We start from the raw sequence: 22,100 nt of genomic DNA on the forward strand, positions 1-22,100 counted from the left end.
CGGATATATCACGCTGGACCATCAGAGGAAGAAGCGAAGAATTTTACTACATCTTCCACATCACGCGTCCGGCGCATGGGCGGCATGCTCTGCCAGATACGGCGGCCATAGGGCTTGCTGATCAATCGCGGGTCGCAGATCATCAGCACGCCGCGGTCACTTTCGTCGCGGATCAGGCGACCCGCGCCTTGCTTGAGGGTGATCACAGCATAAGGCAGCTGGTATTCCATAAAGGCGTTTTTGCCTTCGGCATTCATCTTGTCGATGCGCGCCGCCAGTACCGGGTCATCCGGCGGCGCGAACGGCAGCTTATCGATAATCACGGCAGACAGTGCTTCGCCGCGCACGTCCACGCCTTCCCAGAAACTTTGCGAACCCACCAGCACGGCATTGCCCAGCTTACGGAAACGCTCCAGCAACTCGCTGCGCGAGGTATCGCCCTGCATCAGCAGCGGATACTCCAACCCTTCCTCCGCGAACGCATCCTTGAGCAAGGCATGCAGTTCGCGCATGGCGCGCAGGCTGGTGCAAAGCACAAATGCCCGGCCACGGCTGGCCTTGATCACCGGCAACGCCACCGCGGCTACCGCGGCATTGTAGGCGGCGCTGTTCGGCTCGGGCATGCCTTGCGGCACATAGAACAATGCCTGCTGACCATAATCGAACGGGCTGTCCCAGCGTCCGGTCGTTGCCTCCTGCAAGCCCATCTGCGCCAAGTAATGGCTGAAATCGCTCTTCACCGCCAGCGTGGCCGAAGTGAATATCCATGAACGCGGCTGCGCGTTGAGCTGCTTGCTGAAACTTTCAGCGACAGAAAGCGGCGTTGCATGCAATTGCACCGACTGGCTGAACACCTCCACCCAGCGCACGAGGTTGCTATCCGTCGCCGCAATCCAGCGTTGCAGCAACACTTGCAGAGCCAACGCCCGCTGCCAGCAGTTTTCCACTGCCGGGTCGCGCGCTGCCTGAGACTCCAGCACACCAGCAAGCTCGATTAGCTTTTCCTGCATGACTGCATAGGCAGCATCGAAATTGCGCAGCGCCAACACTTTCTGCACTGGCAGCCTTGCGCCCTCGTAAGCGAAAATCAGCCTGAAGTCGCGCACGGCCTTTTCCAGCGCTGCCGTGGCATCCGGCAGCGCCGTGCAATCCTTGATCGTCGTCAGGTATTCGTTATGCGCATCCCGCGCCAGTTCCATGAGTTGGCTGGTGGAATAACCCTCGCCGAAGAACATGCCCGCCACTTCAGGCAATTGGTGGGCTTCGTCAAAGATTACGGTATTGGCCGAAGGCAGCAACTCCGCCACGCCCTCATCGCGCAGCATCACGTCGGCAAAAAACAAGTGATGGTTCACTACCACCACATCGGCTGCCATGGCACGCTTTCTGGCTTCCATGACAAAACATTCTTTATAAAATGCACACTCCTGTCCGCTGCAATTATCGCGGGTGGACGTGACAGAGGGCCAGATGGTGGCACTTTCCGGCACCGAGGTCAGCTCGCTTTTGTCGCCGGTAGCACTGTTCTCGGCAAAGGCCTGGATTTTATGCACATAGGCGGCATCTTCGCGCGAATAAAATTTGCCCTCGCTCATGGCGCGCTGTAAATGGAAATGGCAGACGTAATTGGCTCGCCCCTTGAGCATGGCGACGGTGACCGGCACCTTGAGCGCATCGCGCACGGCGGGCAGGTCACGGTTGAACAGCTGATCCTGCAGGGTCTTGGTGCCGGTGGAGACAATCACCTTGCCGCCGGAAAGCAAGGCGGGCACCAGGTAAGCGAAGGTCTTGCCAGTGCCCGTTCCCGCCTCGGCCACCAACTGCCGGTCATGTTTGATGGCCTCGGCAATCGCCTGCGCCATTTCCTGCTGCTGCACCCGCGTGCGATAACCCGGAATGGTCTCTGCCAATGAGCCTTGCGGGGAAAAAACATGATCCAGGTCGTTCAACGCTATCTTTCCGTTATTCTGTCAGCAGAATATTTGGGCTAAACCATTATTATAAACGCGCCGCGCAAGATGCACCTGACCAGCTGTGATACAGTGCGCCGCAATTCGCTTACAACCCGTTCTGATGAACAATCCGCCTGAAACCGCTACTTTCACCATTCCCTGCCGCCATGATAATTTCGTGGGCTGGCATCGAGGGCGGCCATTTTATGCGGTATGGCTCATCATGGCGGATACCGCTGCTATCCGTGAAATGACACACAACCTGCGACACGCCTTGGGAGATTGGCTGTTGCCGGATTACAGGCGCCAGCCGCATATCACCCTCGGCATTCGCGGCTTTCCGCAATATCGGCAACAGGATGCACACAGTTACACGCCCGATCTGTTCCAGCAGGATATCGCTCGTTTACAGCAATTACCCCGCGTGGCCTTGTCACTTACCTGCCAGGGAGCTGATAGCTTCACGACCGCGCCTTACCTGGCCCTGACTTCAGGACGGGAAACCCTGCTCGATTGGCATCGCATCTTGTCGCCTCGCCATACGGGCCATCCCTATATACCGCATATCACCGCCGGGTTTTATCGCCGGGCGATTCCGCTGCGCGACATCCACGATGCCCTGGCGATCTTTTCCATGCAGTCTTGCGCGCTCACGGTTTCCCGGATCGAGCTGGCGGCCTACGCCAGCGCGGAGACCGCCGGACAGTTGCAAACCATTTGCCGTTTCGACCTGCACTCCCGGCAACTGGACATCGTGCGCCCGAACCTGCTGCCCTGGCTGTCAGGATAGTATCTGGCCGCCAATCTTGCCCTTCACGCCGCACACCCAGGGCGACAAAATGACGTACACTAGTTTTTTGCTCAAGATACAGGTGCTTCAACCATGGAATACCGCACACTCGGCACGTCAGACCTCAACGTTTCCGCCATCTGCCTCGGCACCATGACCTTCGGCGACCAGAACACCGAAGCCGAGGCCCACGCCCAGCTCGATTACGCCCTCGCGCAAGGCATCAACTTCATCGACACCGCCGAAATGTACCCCGTGCCGCCCAAGGCTGACACCTGCACCCGCACTGAAAGCATCATCGGCCCCTGGCTCAAGCGCCAGCCGCGCGACAAGATCATCCTCGGCAGCAAGGTGGCGGGCGGCAACCGCAAGTTGGACTGGATACGCGGCGGCCCGGAAGCCGTGGACCGCGCCAACGTGCGCACCGCCATCGAAGGTTCGCTCAAGCGCCTGCAAACCGACTACCTCGACCTCTACCAGATCCACTGGCCGGAACGCAACGTGCCGATCTTCGGGCAATACCAATTCGACCCGGCCAAGGAAACCAAAGCCTGGGTATCCATCCAGCAGCAGCTCGAAGCCCTGGCCGAACTGGTGCAGGAAGGCAAGGTACGCTACATCGGCGTTTCCAACGAACAGCCCTGGGGCGTGATGGAGTTCCTGCGCATCTCCGCGCAATACGGCCTGCCGCGCATCGCCTCCATACAAAACAGCTACAGCCTGCTCAATCGCGGCTTCGAGTTCGGCATGACCGAAATCGTCTACCGCGAACAAGTCAGCCTGCTGCCTTATTCACCGCTGGCCTTTGGCCACCTCAGCGGCAAATACATCGACGACCCGCAAGCCCAAGGCCGCGTCAATTTGTTCCCTGGCTATGCCCAGCGCTACACCAAGCCCAACGTCACCCCAGCCAGCGCTGCCTATGCCGGCCTCGCGCGCAAGCACGGCATGAGCCCGGCAGAACTGGCGCTCTCCTTCGTCTACCACCGCTGGTTCGTCACCAGCACCATCATCGGCGCGACCAGCATGGCGCAGCTCGAAGAAAACATCGGCGCATGGCAAAAGCCGCTATCGGAAGACATTCTGCGGGAAATCGAGTCGATTCACCTGCGGTACATGAATCCGGCGCCGTAGTCGAACAAGGAACGGCGGGATCACGCCCTTCCGGCATTCCTGAAATTTGCAGGATATTGCTCGACTACGCTCGTATTTGGTATTCCCCGCCTCCCATGTTTTAATCCTCTTCATCCCGACCATTCTTCGGCCAACCGCCTTTAACTTAGATGGAACCTCATGCGTATTACCTTTTTCAGCACCCAGTCTTATGACCGCGAGAGCTTTCTCGCTTTGCCGCACCCGCCCGAGATGGAGTTTGTTTTCCAGCAGCCCAAGCTGACGCTGGATACCGCCGTGTTGGCGGCCAAGTCGGAGGTGGTCTGCGCCTTCATCAATGACGATCTCTCCGCGCCCGTGCTGGAGAAGCTCTCCGCCAACGGCACCCGGCTCATTGCCTTGCGCTCCGCAGGCTACAACCATATCGATCTTGCCGCCGCGGCGCGGCTGGGGCTGGCCGTGGTGCGCGTTCCTGCCTATTCGCCCCATGCGATTGCCGAGCATACTGTGGCGCTGATCCTCGCACTCAACCGCCATCTCACCCGCGCCTACAATCGCACGCGCGAGGGCGATTTCAGCCTGCGCGGGCTGACGGGCTTTGACCTGGTGAACAAGACCGTCGGTGTGATCGGCACTGGGCAGATCGGCGCGGCCTTCGCCCGCATCATGGCCGGGTTCGGCTGCCGGGTGTTGGCCTACGACCCTTACCCCAACCCGGAAGTGGAGGCGCTGGGAGCGCAATACCTCGCGCTGGACGACGTACTGGCGCAATCGCAGATCGTGAGCCTGCATTGCCCGCTGACGCCGGATACCCAGCACCTCATCAATGTCGAATCACTGCAACGCATGCAGCGCGGCAGCATGCTTATCAACACCAGCCGCGGCGCATTGGTGGATACGCCTGCCGTCATCAACGCCTTGAAGAGCGGGCATCTCGGCTACCTTGGCCTCGATGTCTATGAAGAAGAGGCGGATTTGTTCTTCGAGGATTTATCCGACTTCCCGTTGCAGGACGACATACTGGCGCGGTTGCTGACTTTCCCCAATGTCATCATCACAGCGCACCAGGCCTTCCTGACGCGTGAAGCATTGGACGCCATTGCCGGCACCACGCTTGCCAATATCAGCGCCTGGGCGGAAGGTAAGCCGCAAAACCTGGTCAGGCTGGAAACATGAGCCTGATTCCCAGCCAGCTTCCCGACGGGCTGGAAGCCTACAAGCGTACCCCGGACTTCACGCCGGACAACCTGCCGGCCGCCCTGCAATCGCAGCATTCCACCAAGGCCGGCGTCTGGGGCCTGCTGCATGTGTTGGAAGGCCAAGTCGTCTACCGCCTGGCGCCGCCGAATGAAGCATCAGCGATTGCCAATGCGGGGGAAACCATCGTCATATTGCCGGAGATCGTTCATTGGGTGGAATTCGGCATCCCCGGCAGGTTCTATGTGGAGTTTTACCGCGCAGCGGCAATTGAGTAGCAGCTTTCACGCTTCGCGGCGGCTCGGTCACGGCTCCGCGCTCTACCGAAACTGCGACTGCTACCCATCAGGCTAGAGAACAGATAGCGCTGAACAAGACTGCCCCAAGGGCCTAAGGGCTGATGACGCCTTTGCCTAGTGCCTTTCCACGACCCAGTCCAGCAAGCGATCGATCCGCGGCGCAATCAGGATAATGGACAGGAACACCACGGGCCATGCCGTGATGAAAGCACGGGCCCATTGATGCAGGAAGAGAAGCGCAGGCACGCCGCGCAACGCCAGGATCACCGCCGACACGATCAGCGAGGTTACCGCCGACATGACAAAGGCGAACAATGGCTTGCGGTACCGGGAGTGCAGGCGCCTGCCATGCGGCGGCAACCTTACCAAGGCAATGCTTCGCCCTGATGGAAGAATCCGCCGGTTGGCCCTTCCGCGTCCAGCGTGGCGAGTTGTGCGCTGGTCTTGCCGCTGCCATCCACCTCCATCGGGGCGTTGGCGCCGCCAAGCGCTGTCTTCACCCAGCCGGGATGGGCCGCATTGACCTTGATCGCCGTGTGCTTGAGCTCGTGCGCAAGATGCACGGTATAAGCGTTCAAGGCGGTTTTAGAGGTGTTGTAGGCGACGCTTTTCGCCTGCTCGATAGGCGAATCCGGCATGCTGTGCAGGCTGAGGGAAGCGAGGATGCTCGACAGGTTGACGATCCGCCCGGCCTTGGAACGCTTGATCAAGGGCAGCAAGGCCTGGGTCAGCTCGATCACGGCGAAGAAATTGACCTCGAAGGTATCGCGCAACACGTTGCCTTCCACTTGGCTGCTGTTGTTGCCGCCGACCAGGTTCTCTTTCAAGATGCCTGCATTATTCACCAGGATATCCAGCTTGCCGAAATGCTGCTCGACAAACGCCGCCACCTGGGCGGCGGCCCCAGGCTTGCCCGCTTCGTAGGGCACCACGGCCGCCTTGATGCCAAGCGCCTGCAATTTTTCCGCCGCGGCTTCCCCGCCTGCAAGGTCGCGCACAGCCAATATTACTTGGATGCCTTGGCCTCCCAGCTCCTTCGCGGTTTCAAAGCCGATGCCGCGGTTTGCGCCGGTAATCAATGCAACCTTATCTTCCGTATTGCTCATGCTGATCTCCTATATTTATGTACCAAACGGTAAATAAATAATAAGCGGCTTGAAATTGTATTGTCAACTATTTTTTAACCAAGTGGTACAATATTATTAATTCGATAGTGATTGCGAGTATGAACATGGCTGACACCAAGAAACCACGGGGCCGCCCCATCAAATTCGACCCGGAGGCATCCCTGGAGATTGCGATGCGATTGTTCTGGGCCCATGGCTATGAAGGCACCTCGGTCGCAGAATTGACCGATGCCATGGGAATCAACAAGCCAAGCCTGTATGCCGCGTTCGGCAGCAAGGAGGAATTGTTCGAGAAAGCGCTGCAGCGATACATCGCCGGCCCGATTGCATTCGTTTCGGCCGCGCTCGGCGAACCCACTGCCTACCGCGTGGTGGAAAAGCTATTGTCGGAAAGCGTCCATTTCCTTACTGCGCCGGATTCGCCCCGCGGCTGCATGGTCAATACGGGGTCGCTGAGTTGCAGCAAAGAAACCGCCACGGTCAAGGAAACACTGGCGAAATACAGGCAACAGTTCGAAACTTCCCTGACGGCGCGCCTGCAACGCGCCCAACGAGAAGGCGACCTGCCTGGGCAAACCAATCCTGCCACCCTCGCCAAGTACATCGCCACCTTGCACCAGGGCATGAGCACACAAGCCGCCAGCGGTGCCAGCCGCGAAGCACTGCTGGATATGACAAGGCTTGTGCTGGACAACTGGCCATCTCGTTGACCTTCCTGCATCAAGGTGTTACTTTATTGCTACCAACACTAGCAGTATGCCAATGACAACCACCAGCCTCAAATTGCCAGACAACCTGAAAACGCGCATCAAGCAACTTGCCGATGCGACAGGAAAGACTGCGCATGCCTTCATGCTGGACGCGCTCACAGAACAAACCTTGCGAGAGGAAAAGCGGCAGGCGCTGATCGCCCGCGCCCTGGAGGCAAAAGCCGAACATGGACAATCCGGCACCGCTTATACGGCAGAAGATGTTCATGCCTACCTGCGCAACAAGATACAAGGCCAGCATACAACCAGACCCAAACCCATCAAGCAGACACGATGACCAGCATCGTCTACTCCTCGGCTGCATTGGAGGATATTGAAAGGCTGGTGGATTTTCTGCTGGAGCAATCAGCCGAATGGGCCATGGCCACCTTCGATATCATCGATCACGGTATCTCGCTGCTGGCGTTGCACCCGGATATCGGCCGGCCAATATCCGGCACGGACTTGAAGGAGCTCGTTATTTCACGCGGGCGAAGCGGCTATATCGCGCTGTATGAATTCGACCCGCTCACTGACCAGGTATTGATACTGGCGATCAGGCACCAGCGCGAGCTTGAATGAAAGTAATATTGAAATCGCCAGAACCTGGATTCGCTCAACTCATACTGCCCACCTCGAGCAGATGCGTCTTACACAAGCAATGCAACTAAAGCCCATCATCCAAATACTGCACGTCAACCCTGACCCGCAGATACCTGCCTAACTCAGACAACTCCACCACATCAATCCTGCGCTCCCCGGATTCAATCTTGGCAATATAGGACTGAGGTTTGCCAAGTTTGCTGGCAAGCATTGCCTGCGTTAAACCTTCCCGCTTCCTGGCATGCACTAACAACTCCAGCAAGGCTTGGTATTCCGGCGTATCGGTAGATTTCATTCAGGCACCTGTCTTTGATGCCTTGAATAAATAATCCCATTCTGGAATAATCCCAAAATAGGATTTTAAAAGAAAAATTTAACTACCTAGAAAATCTCACGATTGGAGTAAACAATGTCGTCCAGCACACACAAAGTCACACTAGATATTCCAGATATCCCACATGGACATGGGCTATCTTTCAAGCGGGGAGTAGCAGATGGATTACTCGATACCAAAGAACATGAGAGCCTGCCTCATGATACTCACTCAGCCAGCTATCAACGTGGGATAGCCCTTGGCATTACATTCAAAAATGAAATTGCGAAACTCGTAAAATCCTAAGAATTATCTCTCATGGCAGCTAATCAATTTTTACGCTATGCGCGTAATTTCGTTTCCACATTTTTTTGTTTCTTTATTTTTCAAACTGCATATGCTGAACCAGTTTACCCATGGATCGCTACGGCTGCAGGCCCACTGGAGCTTGGAAATGCAATTCTTCTTTTAATGCCAGATGAAAAAACAGAACAAATAAGCTGGGACCATCAGGCTAGCGGTCCCATTGTTTGGTTAACTGATGGTTTTAAGACCGAGGGTGAAAACTCTTACAGACAAGGACTTCTTCAAATTAATGTTCTTGGTAAACCTTCATATGTTTTGTTAAGGAAAAAGAATATCCTGGCCTGGACTATTACTTATTCGACCTCATCAAATCCAAAATTTGGTGTAGAGAATATTTCACTATCACCTGGAGCAGGCAACCATCAACCTTGCTTTGGCACCCTGTTCGAGGGATGTAGCTTTGAGCTTTTACCGTCTCTTCAGAAAACGGGCATTGAAGTTCATACCACTTGTGAGGCCCAAAAGTATCAGGAACGGATTGCCGTATATCAGGCGTCTTATCCTAACAAACGAACCACAAACATAGTATTCATGGAGTCTGGCGGTTCTGGAGGCTCAAGTTCTAACGTAACAATGACACTCGCAGAGCTAAATGAGAGCGTATGTAAAGAATTTATTAAGAATTTACTATGAATAAAACTCTCATCATTTCGTTGCTGGTATATCTATTCTTATTACAAGGCTGTACTTCTTGGCAGGAAATGGAGAGTCGTAGATACAAATACCAGATTGGAATGACCAAGCAACAGGTTCTTGGCAGTATAGATGGCTACCCTATGCGCACACTCAAACAAACCACTGCGTTAGGAACAGAAGAAATCTGGATTTATGCGGGGCCAACGTATCTATACTTTGATCGGTCTGGAATATTAAGACGTATTGACTCTCCCTTTTAACCGAATTTAATCACCAGAAAATTTAGTAGTCTTCAAGGCCGCTTGGCGAAGAACTGCACCGGCTGCGGTTGCGGCAGTTGCAGCACGTTCTTGCGCACCTTGCCCATCACGTGCATTTCGCAGCGCTTGCAGTCGAACTTGAGGCTGATCCTGTCCTTGCCGCTGACGAGGGTCATGGGTTCGGCAGTGATGGTGCCTTGCACGCCGATCACGCCCTTGGCTTCCTTCGGGCACATGGCGAAGCTGTAGCGCAGGCAGTGCTTGGTGATCATCACCGGCACTTCGCCCAATTCCTCGTTCGCCTCGTAGGCGGCGGCAATCGCCTGCACGCCGTGCTTTTCGTAGAACTCGCGCGCTTTCTTGTTGTAGACGTTGGAGAGGTAGCTCAGCGTATCCTGCGGGTATTGCGCAGGTGGCTCGGCGGGCTTGCCGGGCCTGGGGCGCTCGTAACCAAGCAAACGCGTGGCTTGTAGCTGGGCCACCGCTTCGCGCCGGAGCTGATTGACGACGGAATTGGGAATGAACCATGCCGTCTTGAGGTCCAGCGCCACTTCACCAGCGGAAAACTCGGTATTGCCGAGCTTGGCAAGGTTTTCGCGGATATTGGCTTGTGCCTTTTCCGCCTGTTCGGCGGGCTGCTTTTCCGCGCTCGTCTGCACATAGGCCATGAAGCCGTCTTCGTCCTGCATGCTGAGCGCGAAGCCGTCCGCCGTTTCGTGCAGCGTCATTGCCACAGCTATCTTGCGCTGGGCGGAATCCTTTTCCAGCAGGCGCAGGAAAGCATGATCGCGGTTGCGGTAGACCTTCATGTTGCGGCGCATGTCGGCAGGCATTTCGTTCGGGTAAAGCCGATTGCCCTGCACAGTGTTGATGCGCATGCCGGTGAGTTCCTTGTGCACGTCGAAGAAGCAGACGCCGTCGCCGTTGTGCAATTCCAGCGAAGTTTCCACTTCAAAATAATCCGGCCCGACTTTGGTGACGCGGCCGATTTCCTCGCCCGCGAACTTGGGCGTATCGAACGCGCCGACATCCTCGCCGCGTCCGTGCAGGAAGTATTCGGTGGTGCTGCGGTTGAAGGTTTTTTCCGGCTGCGGCACGAAGCTGAAGATCGCGCGACCCGAGGAAGCGCGGCGATAATGCGGGGTGTCCTCGATAATCTCATCCAGCAACTGGCGGTAGTAGGCCGTGGCGTTCTTGACGTAGGCGATGTCCTTGTAGCGCCCCTCGATCTTGAAAGCGCTCACGCCCGCCTCCGCCAGCGCGCGCAGATTGGCGCTCTGGTCGTTATCCTTCATCGAGAGCAAGTGCTTATCCTTGGCGAGGATACGGCCCTGGCTGTCTTCCAGCGTGTAAGGCAGGCGGCACTCCTGCGAGCATTCGCCGCGGTTGGCGCTGCGCCCGGTGTGGGCATGGCTGATGTAGCACTGGCCGCTGAACGCCACGCACAACGCGCCGTGGATGAAGAATTCCAGGTTGCATTGGGTCGCATCGGCCACTTTGCGGATGGTGTTGAGGTCCATCTCTCGCGCCAGCACGATCTGGGTGAAACCGACCTGGTCGAGGAACACGGCCTTTTCCACGGTGCGGATGTCGGTCTGGGTGCTCGCGTGCAGCTGAATCGGCGGAATATCCATCTGCAGCAGGCCCATGTCCTGCACGATCAGCGCGTCCACGCCCGCATCATACAATTGCCAGGCGGTCTGCCGTGCGGCTTCGAGTTCGTTGTCGTGGAAGATGGTGTTGAACGCCACGAACACTTCGGCATGGTAGCGGTGCGCATGCGCCACCAGCCGCGCAATATCCTCCACCGAGTTTTCCGCCTTGGCGCGCGCGCCGAAGGCCGGTCCGCCGATATACACGGCATCGGCGCCGTGGTTGATCGCGGCAATGCCGTAATCGGCATTCCTGGCCGGGGCGAGCAATTCAAGATGGCGGCGGCTTTGGGTCATGTCGTCAACAAATGTAGGTGATGCATGGATGGAAAATGGATGCGCAATATACCATAATCACGCAATGGATAGCGCCGGATTGCCCAAGCGCATCAATATGATACAAGCAAAAACAACAGGTTCAGGAGACATTTCATGCGCATCAACACTATACGCAACATCTGCTTCACCATCTGCATTCTGTGCATACTCGCGAGCCTGCTGCTCGGCGTCGCCATGATTTGGGACTGGATCAAGGATTCCGACTTCATCCACAAGAGCTTCATGACCCTAGGCGTGCTATTCGTCGCCTCGTTGCTGACCTTGACGGTTGCCAAGAAGCTGGGGGTGGGCGGCGATTAAATGCTAGCAGCTCTCAGAACGCAAACCCAGAACCCCAGCTACACCTTTCTTTCGCCCCGAAAATAGCTGGTAGCTCAGATACTAATCGCGGCCAGAACGCCAGATAGACACCATCAGCATGACGCCGATGACGAATGCAAGGAAAAACCCGAGAAATCCGAATGCAGGCAGGCCGAACAGCTCAGGTCCGCCTCGTACCGTCATGACGATGGAAGAACCGACGATCAAGGCTGCCGTGATCATAGCCATGGCCAGGCGGTTGGTGCTGTGGTCAAGCTGGTGCCCGAAGTGATCGAGGCGCTTCAAATCGAGGTTGAGCTTGAGACGTCCGCGCCCGGCCTCCTTGAGTACCTGGGAAACGTCGCCCGGCAGATCGGCCACGGCGCCAATCGCCTTGCCCATGCCACGGCTGCCCTTGCGCCAAAGGGTCTTGGGCATGTAACGCTCAATGATGATCTTTTTGACGAAAGGCGTGAGGTGGCTGACGATCTGGAAATCCGGGTCAAGCTGGCGCCCCAGCCCTTCCAGCGTAATCAGCGCCTTGAACAGCATCGTTAAATCCGGCGGCACGGAAAGCTGGTTCTCACGCATGATGGTAGTGAGGTCATTGAGCAGGATGCCAAAACTGATGTGCTTGAGCGGCGCATTGTCATAGGTGCAGATGAACTCATCCACGTCCGCTCCCAGCTTGGCCTCATCCACCACGACATTACCCGCCCAAGCGATGAGGATATCGCGCAGGGTATCAATGTCGCGCGATACCAACGCGGAAAGCAGGTCTGCAATCTCGTTGCGCCTCTCCACGCTGATACGCCCAACCATGCCGCAATCAATGACTGCAATCTTGTTCTCGGGCAGGTAAAAGATATTGCCCGGATGGGGGTCAGCATGGAAAAAGCCGTCGATCAGCACCATCTTCATGACGGCATCGGCCCCGCGCGCAGCCAGTAATGGTAAGTCCATGCCTGCCTCACGCGCTTCTTCCAGGCTGTTGCCGGGAATCCCATTGATCTTTTCCATCACCAGCATGCTTTCACTGGTGTAATCCCAGTAAATCTTGGCAAAAGAGGTATTCTCGTCCTTGAGAAAATTGCGTGCGAAACGCTCCGTATTACGCCCTTCCAGCGCAAAATCCAGTTCCCGTTTCAACGATTTGGCGAATTGGTCAACAATCTCAGTCGGATTGAAGCGCTTGGCCTGCTCTACTTCAGACTCGATCAGGACGGCAAGATGGTGCAATAGCCTCAGGTCGGCATCGATGTTTTCCTTGATTCCCGGCCGCCGCAGTTTGATGATGACCGGCGTGCCATCCTGCAAGCTGGCCTGATACACCTGAGCAACGGAAGCCCCCGCAACAGGGGTAGTATCAAAATCGCGGAATACCTCAAACGGGGAGCGGCCCAATGCCTCCTGCAATACCGGCATCATTTCTTCGAACGGCGCCGGCGGCACCTGATCTTGTAGCTTGGAGAGCTCGGTAATCCAGTGCGGCGGAAAAATATCCGGGCGCGTGGCCAGCACCTGCCCCATTTTCACAAAGGTTGGCCCCAACTCCTGCAATGCCATGCGCGCGCGCACTTCAGAAGGCAATTGCATGATTTCCTGCGACGCCTCTGAATTAAGGGCATCGCCCGCCCGGCGCAACCAGCTACGCTTGCCCAGGCGCTCTGCAATATCGCCCCAACCGTAATACATGAGAGTGCGTGCAATCATCCGCACACGCTTGAAATCGCGCATTACCGAAATTGTTTCACGCAGCATAGTTTTCCCGGCAAAAAGTTGTTGGTCTTATTCGTCGCGGTCCAGACGGCTGGCCCGCTGTTCAATACGTGTCGCCACTTTCATCAGTTTATGGCTGGCTGCATGGGCAAGTCTTGCGCCGGCGTGTTTGACGGCTTGCTTGCCTGTTTGCTTGATGCGATGCCCTGCATCATGAATATGCCGGGTAACAGAAGATGCCAGCAATCGCGCTCGCTCACGCGGGCTCAACTTGAAGTGTCTGGCATACTCTGACAGGGTTTGTTCCATTTCTTCAGGGCTCAGGTGATGCAACAGCTCGCGCCGCCTTGCATCTTCATGCTTTGGCGTCGGTACCTGCACAAGTGGATAAGTGCTTGGATTCATGATGTCATGCCTTCATTCCAGCGTCGAATCGCTATTTTACACCAAGCCATAATCTTGGCTCCCCCCTTCCGAACAAGACAGGCGAACGATGGCTGAGTTTCATGAAAAATTAAAGTATTGGTTTACAGCACCGAAAACAACCTTATAAGATATAGGGATGCCTATGAAATTAGCCGTTATTTTCTCAGCGCTGGTTCTGCTCAATGCGACATCTAACGCTCTCGCTGCCGAGTTTCCTTCCTCAAGGCAACTCCAGCAAGAAGCCGTTGAAACCGCCCAGGAATGGACAGATGCCATGCAGGAAGTGCTCATCAATGCATTGAGCCTAACCGGTATCAAATACAACTATGGCGGAAAATCCCCGGAAACCGGGTTCGATTGCAGCGGATTTGTGCGTTATGTATTTCAGCAGTCCACCAGCATGACCCTGCCGCATGGTGCAAAAGCCATCAGCCAGCTTGGCCAGCCTGTGTCACAGGAACAATTGCAACCTGGCGATCTGGTTTTCTTCAATACCTTGAGATCCGCGTTTTCACATGTAGGCATCTACCTCGGCAACCATAAATTCATCCACGCGCCCAGTTCAGGCGGTAGTGTTCAGGTTGTCGATATGTCGGAAGGTTACTGGGCAAAGCGCTTCAATGGCGCGCGCCGCATCGACAACGGCCATTAGCACCGACTTCCAGAAGATATTTTAAGATATATCAGATCTGAAGCTGGCGACCTTTAACCTAGGGCCGTATCCAGCATCATCATCAGTACAAAACCAATAATCAGCCCGCTGGTCGCAAAGACTTCATGTCCTTTGCGATGAGATTCAGGGATAATTTCGTGACTCACCACAAACAGCATGGCACCCGCCGCCACACTTAAGCCCCACGGCAACAAGGTGGCTGAAGAACTTATGATCGCCGCGCCCAATACTGCTCCCACGGGTTCAACCAGGCCGCTGGCGATACCAAGCATGATGGCAGTCTTGCGTGAGTAACCCACGACTGCCAGCGCCATCGCCACGACAAAGCCTTCCGGTATATCCTGAATCGCAATCCCGGTTGCCAACGCCCCGCCCCGCACCACATCACCGCCCGCAAAACCCACGCCAATTGCCAATCCCTCAGGGACGTTATGCAAGGCAATGGCGAATACGAACAGCCAGGTACGCTTCAATGCCAGGGTATTTTCACGCTCCATACCCTTGATGAAATGCTCATGAGGTATCCAGTGTTCCAATGCCAGCAACAGGGCAGCGCCAATGATAATGCTCCCGCCGACGATTGAAGCGGCGCCCCAAGGGCCGGCTCCCTGCGCCTGCGCCGCCTCGATGCCGGGCACGATCAGCGAAAAAGCGCTGGCGGCCAGCATGACGCCAGCGCCGAAACCAAACAAGGTGTCCATTACGCGATCAGGCAGCCGCTTCCAGAACAATACTGGCAATGTTCCTGCGGCAGTTGCCAATGCCGCCACCATACCTCCCAGAAAAGCATCACGCACCTGGGGAACGCCCCAGGCTGCCTGCCCCCACTCGCTCAGCCAAGGTACCAGCAGAACCAGCACCATGCCTGTCAGCCCCATCATCCAATACCAGATTCTTGGTCGGCTGTTAGCGATCATATGAGGAAAGTTCATTTTGCGTGATTATCTGTATGGATTAAGCCGTAGGGTTAAGCCAGGGCAGCCTGATAGCGACGTGCCACTTCATTCCAGTTGATGACATTGAAGAAGGCTCCGATATACTCTGGACGGCGGTTCTGGTAGTGCAGGTAATAGGCATGCTCCCAGACGTCCAACCCGAGAATCGGAGTATTGCCCTGCGACAGCGGACTATCCTGGTTGCCTGTACTTTCCACGACCAGCTTTTTCTCTGGCGTGACGGAAAGCCATGCCCAACCGCTGCCGAAACGAGTCAAAGCTGCTTTGGTAAATGCTTCCTTAAATGCATCAAACCCGCCAATGTCCTTCTGGATGGCTTCTGCCAACGCGCCGGTTGGCTCGCCGCCGCCTTGAGGAGACATGACTTTCCAGAACAGGCTGTGGTTGGCATGACCGCCACCATTATTGCGTACCGGACCGCGCAGGTTTTCCGGCAAGCTATCCAGTTTTACCAGTATTGCTTCTACTGGCTCGTTAGCAAACTCCGTGCCTTCCAGAGCCGCATTGACATTATTGATATAAGTCTGGTGATGCTTGGTGTGGTGAATTTCCATGGTTTGCGCATCGATATGAGGCTCCAGCGCAGTATAAGCATAATCCAGCGGGGGTAAGGTATACGACATTATTTCACTCCTCAGTGTTGAAAATTGAAAGGGGAATAGAAATCCAGATACGGCAAGCGCTTATCTTAAGCCTTTTTAGACAGAAAATCTCGTTGCCTTGGGGTCAATGCATGGTTTGTGTTTGTAGTGCGCAGAATTGTCCGCAGGCATGCAACGTCTTCTCCACCAGTGGAGAAACCTGCTGATACAGGCGGTTGAAAGTCAGTAATGCGTGGTAGGTATGACGCCCGTGGCGCTGCGCAGCATCACGCAGTTCGCCATGAAAGGCGGGATCGGAACAGATGCATGAAAGGCAACGATGCACTTCGCACAAGCGGCACGCCGCCGTATGCACATCACCTTGCCGGATGTGGGCATCTGCAAGGTTGTGGTGAGACACTACATAAGCAGCCAAGATCTGGTCTACTGAAAATCTCCCATGCGAAGGCTTCTCCCCTGCCTTCGCCTGCACATATTCCCTGAGCAGTAATTTAGCCTGCCTGAGCGCAAGCTGGTATTGCTGTAAAGCCAATTGCGTCCGGTTCTCGGTATAAGCCTCGTTTCCTTGGCGAATGGCATGCTCCCAAGTCGATAACAGTTTTTCCACTTTATCGTCAGAGGGACGCTGCCAGTAGCGCTGATACTTAGCTGCACTCATGATTGGAACCGATACCGCTTCTTATATAACAATAATGATAATAATTATTATTTATTTAAAATAACAATACAACTCCTTCCTGCTATTAAATCTGCTCGACCAAGCTAAGATTCAGCTTATTTGCAGGTTCTGCCTGGCGAATAATGGCCCTTGCACGCAATCTACTCCCAGCTTGCGCGCCCAATCCAAGGTAGCGCATGACTCCACATCGGTCATCACGGTTTGCACACCAAGCTTGCGCGCCGCTCCCACCAGCCAATCCACCATTGCCTGAGCCGCCTTGCTATCCAGCTGGCGCAGAGCATGACTGCTGAATTGCACCATGGCCACGCTCAGGAAAGTATTCAGGGAAAACATGCCCCAGCATATCCCTGCATCCTCCAACGCCACCGTCAAGCCCGACTGCTGCAACGTCTCCATGACTTGCTGGGAGCGCCAAATATCCTGTTGCGCATCCTGCTGAACCAGGTTGACCACGATCTCACGCTCGGACCAAGCATATTTCCTGAACAACGCCAGAATGGGGTTATCTGCACCCTCCCCTCCCGCGAAAAAGCTATCGACATTTAAGTCCAACATCAGCCAGCCATCGCCCGGAAATTCAGTGATCTGCATTTTTTTCAGGCCCAGTTCCAGGTGCAATAGCAGCAAGGGATGGTCGCGCAAGCTTATGTACAATCTGTCCGCGCGCAAGGTCTGCCCGCCTCGCGACCGGTATTGCGTGCATGCCTCATACCCCAGCACCTCAGATGACTGTACGTCTATGATGGGCTGGTAACAGGTCGCAAACTGACTGGCGATCATGGCATCCAGCAACTCGCTGGAAATCATGCCGCGCTGCTGCACAGGAGTTTCGCGCCCGCGGCGCAATGCGTTTATTTCAGAGTGATTAAATGCATTCATTTGTGATGTACCTTTACACTGCATTTCAGTTAAGACACATCATAAATGATAATGATTTACATTTAAATAGGTTTGCTAAATTTTTACCGTTTCAAACTTTATCATCGCTTGGCTACTTTCTGTCGCTATGCCCCAAATCACGTTCAGGATCAATGCGGTCGCGCACCAACTGCTTCAACTCCTTGGATTCAGGAAACCGCCCGTGCTCCTTGCGAGAAAACAGCAGCTCACCATTCAGGCTGACTTCAAAAATACCACCCGTTCCCGGAACCAGCGCCACCTTGCCAAGGTCTGATTCAAAAGTTGTGAGCAACTCCTGCGCCAGCCAGGCCGCACGCAACAACCAGCGGCACTGTGTGCAATATTCGATTTCCACCTCATGTGAATCCATTTTGTACCGTCTCCGTGTCAAATTTGAAGAATTTAGCGCCCAAATGATTGAAAAGCAAAAAATGTCTGTGCGATACTTTGCATCGTTTTGCATTGACAAAATAAATAGCGGAAAATGAACCCAAAACTTCCTGATCCGCCCTAGATAACCTTTACAATCCACCATTGACCTTTTTCCACCGAGGAATTGTTTTACATGCGCAAACTTAAGAAGATCGGCTTGATTGTTGCAGGACCGCTGCTTGGAGTCATGCTGAGCCTGAGTTACTCCGCCATTGCGGACAAAGAAGCCAAGCCGCAATTGCCGCTGGATGATCTGCGGACGTTTGCCGAGGTCTTTGGCAAGATCAAAAGCGACTATGTAGAACCGGTAGAAGACAAGAAACTACTGACTGAGGCCATCAACGGCATGCTGTCTGGCCTGGATCCCCACTCTGCTTATTTGGATGCTGATGCCTTCAAGGATTTGCAGGCTGGCACGCAGGGCGAGTTCGGCGGCCTGGGCATTGAAGTCGGCATGGAAGACGGCTTCGTCAAGGTCGTAGCCCCAATCGAGGACACTCCGGCCTACAAGGCTGGACTCAAGAGCGGCGACCTCATCATGAAACTGGATGACACACCAGTGAAAGGCATGACGCTCACCGATGCCGTCAAACGCATGCGCGGCAAGCCGGACACCAAGATCACCCTAACCGTGTTGCGTAAGGGCGAGGCCAAGCCGCTCACCTTCGTACTCACACGCGCCATCATCAAGACCCAGAGCGTGAAATTCAAGCTGGCCGAGCCTGGTTTCCCTTACATCCGCATCACCCAGTTCCAGGAACATACCGGTGAAGACTTGGCCAAAGCACTTAAAACCCTGCGCGAGCAGAACAAGGAATCCTTCCAGGGCCTGATCCTCGACTTACGCAACAATCCAGGCGGCCTGTTGAATGCCGGCGTAGGCGTTTCTGCCGCATTCCTGCCCAAGGATGAGCTGGTAGTTTATACCGAAGGCAGGGGGGAAGAAGCCAAGATGCGTCTGACTGCCAACCCGGAAAACTACGTGCGTGGCGGCGCGCGTGCGGATTACCTGCGTGACCTGCCTGCCGATCTCAAAACCTTGCCTATCGTCGTGCTGGTCAATGGCGGCTCTGCTTCTGCTTCTGAAATCGTGGCAGGCGCTTTGCAGGACCACAAACGCGCCGTCATCATGGGCACCCAGACCTTTGGCAAGGGCTCCGTGCAGACCATCCTGCCAATGAACAACGGCGCAGCTATCAAGCTGACGACAGCGCGCTACTTCACGCCCAAGGGCCGCTCCATCCAGGCCAAGGGGATTGTTCCCGACATCATCGTGGAAGAAGCCACCGTGAATACTCAGGACCATGGCGCGATGCTGCGTGAAGCTGACCTGACCCGCCACCTGAGCAATCCCAAGGATGGGGAAGAACCTGTCGTAGTGCCTGCCCCAGCGCCTGCGGAAGAGAACAAGCAAGAGCCAGCACCTGCGCCAGCAGATGACAAGGAGCAAAAGGATAAGCCTGCTGCCCCGATCGAGCCTGGCTCCAAGGCTGATTACCAGTTCAACCAGGCGCTCAACCTGCTCAAGGGCCTGCATATACTGCAACGCAAATAATCTAGCTCCAGGCCGCCAGTTGGCGGCCTGTCAACTTTTTACTTTTTCTCTCATGCTAGACCGCTTCATTATTGCCTTCGATAAAAGCCTGCGTACATTGTTGGCCACCCCAGCCAGCCAGCGCCCATGTCCTGGTCATACCCTGCCTGAAACACTCACAGAAAAACAGGATAAACAGCACGCCGCAGCGCTCATGCGTGTCAACCATACCGGCGAGGTATGCGCGCAGGCGCTTTATATCGGGCAAGCCATCACGGCACGCAATCCTGCAACAGCTGCCGCGCTTAAATCTGCCGCCCAGGAAGAAACCGACCACCTGGCCTGGTGTGAAAAGCGCATCAAAGAACTAGGCAGCCATACCAGCCTGCTAAACCCATTATTTTATGGTAGCTCCTTCAGCTTGGGCCTATTGGCTGGTGTGCTAGGCGATCGCTGGAACCTCGGCTTTGTCGCAGAAACCGAGTACCAGGTCGGCAAGCATCTGGCCCATCACCTGGAAACATTACCTACTCACGACCAGAAAAGCCGTGCCATCGTCAGCCAGATGCAGGAAGACGAAGCAGGCCATGCGCAACAGGCTATCAACCACGGCGCAGCCAAGCTGCCATTGCCGGTCAAGGCAAGCATGCGCATGCTGTCCAAGATCATGACAACAACCACATATCACTTATGAAAACATTCAGCGAAACCTTGGCTGGACTTGAGCCCAGCGACCATTTGCAAAGCATCGAACTGCTCGACCAAGACGGCCATGTCGTCGGGAAAATTGAAAACAAACCCGGCAGCCAAGGCTCAGTCAAGGTTTACCAACACCTGTTGCAAAAATTTGGCCACCTGGATACAACAGCGGCTCAATACGGTTTGGAGCTTTATGCCGAGCACACTGCAGATGCAGAAGCCAACCCTGGCAAGCATCCCAATATCGATCGCCTGCTCGACATCATCACGAATAACGCTACCCTGCAGCTCAGAGCTATCTAAATTATTTGGAAAATGCCACAAAAAAGCCCCGCATGCGGGGCTTTTGTTTTATTCATTTAATCCATCAAATCAGGGTTTACCCGAAATCGGCGGGTGATAGATGATCTGCACATGCGTGCCGGCAGGATCAGCACAATAGAAGCTGCGCGCACCGTCACGGTGGGTTTTGGGCGGCATGAGTATCTTGATGCCATGTTCAACGCAGTGCGCATGCCATTCATCTACCAACTCAGGCTGACTGATGATAAAACCGATATGGTCGAGGCGCTGCTTGCCGCTGACGGCCTCCTGGCTACGATGCAAAGCCAGATTGTCATGACCGGAGGTCAGATAGTAATTATCCGCATCCGGCTGCCATTCGATTTCCATGCCGAGGATGTCAACGTAAAAATGCAGGCAGGCTTCGATATCCTGCACGAACAGGGCCACATGGCGCAGCCCCTGCATGCCTTGTGGCCGACTCAAAGCTCCGCCTCGCGGATTTCAAAATCGTGCGTCACTTCCGCCGCCTTGCCCAACATGATGGAAGCCGAGCAGTATTTTTCCGCCGACAGCTTGACCGCACGCTCGACTTGGGCCGGGTTCAAGCCCTTGCCGGTGACGACGAAATGCACATGAATCTTGGTGAATACCTTGGGAATTTCGTCAGCGCGCTCCGCGCTGATTTCCGCCACGCAGTCAGTAATTGGCTGGCGGGATTTTTTCAGGATGGTCACCACGTCGAACGAGGTGCAGCCGCCCATGCCGATCAGCAGCATTTCCATGGGACGCATGCCGAGATTGCGGCCACCCGCGTCAGGAGCGCCATCCAGCACTACCGCATGACCGGTTTCCGACTCTCCCATGAAACAGACATTCTCAACCCATTTAACCCGTGCTTTCATCTTGCTTGACCTTCATTTCACTTCGACATTCATCACAACCAGAAAAAACGCCTGAGACATAGTGTCATCAGGCGTTGCGCTTCAGGGCAATTTACTTGATGCCCAGCAGTTCCACATCAAACACCAGGGTAGCGTTCGGAGGAATGACACCGCCCGCGCCACGCGCACCGTAGCCATATTCCGGTGGAATGATGAGGGTGCGCTTGCCACCTACTTTCATGCCGGCAAAGCCTTCATCCCAGCCGCGGATGACCTGACCGCCGCCCAAGTAGAAAACGAAAGGTTCGCGACGGTCCAGCGAGCTGTCGAACTTGGCGCCCTTGCCGTCAGGCTTGCTGGGGTCATACAGCCAGCCTGTGTAATGCACGGTGACATTCAGGCCAGCCTCTGCCTCGCGGCCTTCGCCCACTTGGGTATCAATTTTCTGCAATTCAGTGATGTTATTACTCATTACAACTTTTTCCTTGTCACTATTGGTATCGGCTGAACAGCCACTCATGGTTAGCATAGCCAGCACAAAAGCACTCGCCAGCATGGCAATTGGTTTCATGGATTACTCCGATAGCAGGTTGCACAACACCAACGCACAGGCAA

At 55.2% G+C, this 22,100-nt stretch carries 30 protein-coding genes; 15 read left to right on the plus strand and 15 right to left on the minus strand.

Annotated elements, in window-relative coordinates; genetic code table 11:
- Window positions 1-8: 8 nt before the first annotated feature.
- Complete coding sequence (locus V7Z75_RS10345) at window positions 9-1,949, minus strand: ATP-dependent DNA helicase (protein WP_334108547.1); 1,941 nt, start codon at window positions 1,947-1,949, stop codon at window positions 9-11.
- Window positions 1,950-2,073: 124 nt separating this feature from the next.
- On the opposite strand from V7Z75_RS10345, the gene V7Z75_RS10350 reads away from it, so the two are divergent.
- From V7Z75_RS10350 to V7Z75_RS10365, 4 genes are all read left to right on the plus strand, one after another.
- Window positions 2,074-2,742, plus strand: a complete 669-nt coding sequence (locus tag V7Z75_RS10350; RefSeq protein WP_334108548.1) for a 2'-5' RNA ligase family protein — start codon at window positions 2,074-2,076, stop codon at window positions 2,740-2,742.
- Window positions 2,743-2,835: 93 nt separating this feature from the next.
- Entirely contained in the window at window positions 2,836-3,876 is a 1,041-nt protein-coding gene (locus tag V7Z75_RS10355; protein WP_334108549.1) for an aldo/keto reductase, read from the plus strand.
- Window positions 3,877-4,035: 159 nt separating this feature from the next.
- The gene (locus V7Z75_RS10360; RefSeq protein ID WP_334108550.1) at window positions 4,036-5,031 is read left to right on the plus strand and encodes a 2-hydroxyacid dehydrogenase; all 996 of its coding nucleotides are present in this window, start codon (window positions 4,036-4,038) and stop codon (window positions 5,029-5,031) included.
- Complete coding sequence (locus V7Z75_RS10365; protein WP_334108551.1) at window positions 5,028-5,330, plus strand: DUF1971 domain-containing protein; 303 nt, start codon at window positions 5,028-5,030, stop codon at window positions 5,328-5,330. The genes V7Z75_RS10360 and V7Z75_RS10365 overlap by 4 nt, the downstream gene beginning before the upstream one ends.
- A 135-nt stretch (window positions 5,331-5,465) precedes the next feature.
- On the opposite strand, the gene V7Z75_RS10370 is transcribed toward V7Z75_RS10365, so the two are convergent.
- Both V7Z75_RS10370 and V7Z75_RS10375 read right to left on the minus strand, forming a co-directional pair.
- The gene (locus V7Z75_RS10370) at window positions 5,466-5,651 is read right to left on the minus strand and encodes a DUF2798 domain-containing protein (RefSeq protein ID WP_334108552.1); all 186 of its coding nucleotides are present in this window, start codon (window positions 5,649-5,651) and stop codon (window positions 5,466-5,468) included.
- 62 nt (window positions 5,652-5,713) lie between these two features.
- Window positions 5,714-6,457: an SDR family oxidoreductase gene (locus tag V7Z75_RS10375; RefSeq protein ID WP_334108553.1), complete on the minus strand. Its 744-nt coding sequence runs from the start codon at window positions 6,455-6,457 to the stop codon at window positions 5,714-5,716.
- A gap of 125 nt (window positions 6,458-6,582) precedes the next feature.
- On the opposite strand from V7Z75_RS10375, the gene V7Z75_RS10380 reads away from it, so the two are divergent.
- Genes V7Z75_RS10380 through V7Z75_RS10390 form a run of 3 tightly spaced genes read left to right on the plus strand, consistent with a single transcriptional unit; the run spans window position 6,583 to window position 7,809 of the window.
- Entirely contained in the window at window positions 6,583-7,188 is a 606-nt protein-coding gene (locus V7Z75_RS10380) for a TetR/AcrR family transcriptional regulator (protein ID WP_334108554.1), read from the plus strand.
- A 52-nt stretch (window positions 7,189-7,240) separates the two neighbouring features.
- Entirely contained in the window at window positions 7,241-7,525 is a 285-nt protein-coding gene (locus tag V7Z75_RS10385; protein WP_334108555.1) for a CopG family ribbon-helix-helix protein, read from the plus strand.
- Complete coding sequence (locus V7Z75_RS10390) at window positions 7,522-7,809, plus strand: type II toxin-antitoxin system RelE/ParE family toxin (RefSeq protein WP_334108556.1); 288 nt, start codon at window positions 7,522-7,524, stop codon at window positions 7,807-7,809. Before V7Z75_RS10385 ends, V7Z75_RS10390 begins: the two co-directional genes overlap by 4 nt.
- Before the next feature lie 85 nt (window positions 7,810-7,894).
- On the opposite strand, the gene V7Z75_RS10395 is transcribed toward V7Z75_RS10390, so the two are convergent.
- Window positions 7,895-8,125, minus strand: coding sequence for a helix-turn-helix domain-containing protein (locus V7Z75_RS10395; protein WP_309564318.1), 231 nt, complete (start codon window positions 8,123-8,125; stop codon window positions 7,895-7,897).
- A gap of 114 nt (window positions 8,126-8,239) precedes the next feature.
- On the opposite strand from V7Z75_RS10395, the gene V7Z75_RS10400 reads away from it, so the two are divergent.
- From V7Z75_RS10400 to V7Z75_RS10410, 3 genes are read left to right on the plus strand one after another with little or no spacing between them, the layout of a single operon-like run.
- Window positions 8,240-8,449 (plus strand): hypothetical protein, encoded by a 210-nt coding sequence (locus V7Z75_RS10400; protein WP_334108558.1) that lies wholly within the window; start codon window positions 8,240-8,242, stop codon window positions 8,447-8,449.
- Window positions 8,450-8,461: 12 nt separating this feature from the next.
- Entirely contained in the window at window positions 8,462-9,142 is a 681-nt protein-coding gene (locus V7Z75_RS10405) for a hypothetical protein (protein WP_334108560.1), read from the plus strand.
- Window positions 9,139-9,405: a hypothetical protein gene (locus V7Z75_RS10410; protein WP_309564316.1), complete on the plus strand. Its 267-nt coding sequence runs from the start codon at window positions 9,139-9,141 to the stop codon at window positions 9,403-9,405. Before V7Z75_RS10405 ends, V7Z75_RS10410 begins: the two co-directional genes overlap by 4 nt.
- Window positions 9,406-9,437: 32 nt before the next feature.
- Here the strand turns inward: V7Z75_RS10410 and V7Z75_RS10415 are convergent, their stop codons facing one another.
- Window positions 9,438-11,354: a peptidase U32 family protein gene (locus tag V7Z75_RS10415; protein WP_334108562.1), complete on the minus strand. Its 1,917-nt coding sequence runs from the start codon at window positions 11,352-11,354 to the stop codon at window positions 9,438-9,440.
- Between the two features lie 135 nt (window positions 11,355-11,489).
- On the opposite strand from V7Z75_RS10415, the gene V7Z75_RS10420 reads away from it, so the two are divergent.
- The gene (locus tag V7Z75_RS10420; RefSeq protein WP_334108563.1) at window positions 11,490-11,696 is read left to right on the plus strand and encodes a hypothetical protein; all 207 of its coding nucleotides are present in this window, start codon (window positions 11,490-11,492) and stop codon (window positions 11,694-11,696) included.
- Window positions 11,697-11,777: 81 nt separating this feature from the next.
- Here V7Z75_RS10420 and V7Z75_RS10425 read toward each other — a convergent pair whose 3' ends face one another.
- Window positions 11,778-13,457, minus strand: coding sequence for an ABC1 kinase family protein (locus tag V7Z75_RS10425; protein WP_334108565.1), 1,680 nt, complete (start codon window positions 13,455-13,457; stop codon window positions 11,778-11,780).
- A gap of 27 nt (window positions 13,458-13,484) precedes the next feature.
- Window positions 13,485-13,820: a hypothetical protein gene (locus tag V7Z75_RS10430; RefSeq protein WP_334108567.1), complete on the minus strand. Its 336-nt coding sequence runs from the start codon at window positions 13,818-13,820 to the stop codon at window positions 13,485-13,487.
- A gap of 163 nt (window positions 13,821-13,983) precedes the next feature.
- On the opposite strand from V7Z75_RS10430, the gene V7Z75_RS10435 reads away from it, so the two are divergent.
- A complete protein-coding gene (locus V7Z75_RS10435) occupies window positions 13,984-14,493 on the plus strand; it encodes a C40 family peptidase (protein ID WP_334108568.1) in 510 nt (169 codons plus the stop codon).
- Window positions 14,494-14,546: 53 nt separating this feature from the next.
- On the opposite strand, the gene V7Z75_RS10440 is transcribed toward V7Z75_RS10435, so the two are convergent.
- From V7Z75_RS10440 to V7Z75_RS10460, 5 genes are all read right to left on the minus strand, one after another.
- Complete coding sequence (locus V7Z75_RS10440; protein ID WP_334108570.1) at window positions 14,547-15,431, minus strand: ZIP family metal transporter; 885 nt, start codon at window positions 15,429-15,431, stop codon at window positions 14,547-14,549.
- Window positions 15,432-15,481: 50 nt separating this feature from the next.
- Entirely contained in the window at window positions 15,482-16,093 is a 612-nt protein-coding gene (locus tag V7Z75_RS10445) for a superoxide dismutase (RefSeq protein WP_334108571.1), read from the minus strand.
- Window positions 16,094-16,196: 103 nt separating this feature from the next.
- A complete protein-coding gene (locus V7Z75_RS10450) occupies window positions 16,197-16,730 on the minus strand; it encodes a hypothetical protein (protein WP_334108572.1) in 534 nt (177 codons plus the stop codon).
- Between the two features lie 111 nt (window positions 16,731-16,841).
- Window positions 16,842-17,633: an EAL domain-containing protein gene (locus V7Z75_RS10455; protein ID WP_334108574.1), complete on the minus strand. Its 792-nt coding sequence runs from the start codon at window positions 17,631-17,633 to the stop codon at window positions 16,842-16,844.
- A 112-nt stretch (window positions 17,634-17,745) separates the two neighbouring features.
- Window positions 17,746-18,024: a SelT/SelW/SelH family protein gene (locus V7Z75_RS10460; RefSeq protein WP_334108575.1), complete on the minus strand. Its 279-nt coding sequence runs from the start codon at window positions 18,022-18,024 to the stop codon at window positions 17,746-17,748.
- Window positions 18,025-18,219: 195 nt separating this feature from the next.
- Here V7Z75_RS10460 and V7Z75_RS10465 point away from each other — a divergent pair, with 195 nt between their 5' ends.
- Genes V7Z75_RS10465 through V7Z75_RS10475 form a run of 3 tightly spaced genes read left to right on the plus strand, consistent with a single transcriptional unit; the run spans window position 18,220 to window position 20,622 of the window.
- Complete coding sequence (locus V7Z75_RS10465; protein WP_334108577.1) at window positions 18,220-19,641, plus strand: S41 family peptidase; 1,422 nt, start codon at window positions 18,220-18,222, stop codon at window positions 19,639-19,641.
- Window positions 19,642-19,693: 52 nt separating this feature from the next.
- Window positions 19,694-20,314: a 2-polyprenyl-3-methyl-6-methoxy-1,4-benzoquinone monooxygenase gene (gene coq7 / locus V7Z75_RS10470; RefSeq protein WP_334108578.1), complete on the plus strand. Its 621-nt coding sequence runs from the start codon at window positions 19,694-19,696 to the stop codon at window positions 20,312-20,314.
- Window positions 20,311-20,622 carry a DUF2322 family protein gene (locus V7Z75_RS10475; protein WP_334108580.1) on the plus strand — a complete coding sequence of 104 codons (312 nt, stop codon included), beginning with the start codon at window positions 20,311-20,313 and terminating at the stop codon, window positions 20,620-20,622. Before coq7 ends, V7Z75_RS10475 begins: the two co-directional genes overlap by 4 nt.
- Before the next feature lie 69 nt (window positions 20,623-20,691).
- Here V7Z75_RS10475 and V7Z75_RS10480 read toward each other — a convergent pair whose 3' ends face one another.
- The 3 genes from V7Z75_RS10480 to V7Z75_RS10490 form a co-directional block, all read right to left on the minus strand.
- Window positions 20,692-21,069, minus strand: a complete 378-nt coding sequence (locus V7Z75_RS10480; RefSeq protein ID WP_334108739.1) for a VOC family protein — start codon at window positions 21,067-21,069, stop codon at window positions 20,692-20,694.
- A 14-nt stretch (window positions 21,070-21,083) separates the two neighbouring features.
- A complete protein-coding gene (locus tag V7Z75_RS10485) occupies window positions 21,084-21,506 on the minus strand; it encodes an OsmC family protein (protein WP_334108581.1) in 423 nt (140 codons plus the stop codon).
- Window positions 21,507-21,597: 91 nt separating this feature from the next.
- Window positions 21,598-22,056 (minus strand): FKBP-type peptidyl-prolyl cis-trans isomerase, encoded by a 459-nt coding sequence (locus V7Z75_RS10490; protein WP_334108583.1) that lies wholly within the window; start codon window positions 22,054-22,056, stop codon window positions 21,598-21,600.
- Window positions 22,057-22,100 lie beyond the last annotated feature (44 nt).

This window comes from Methylobacillus sp. (assembly GCF_036844465.1).
GTDB lineage: Bacteria > Pseudomonadota > Gammaproteobacteria > Burkholderiales > Methylophilaceae > Methylobacillus.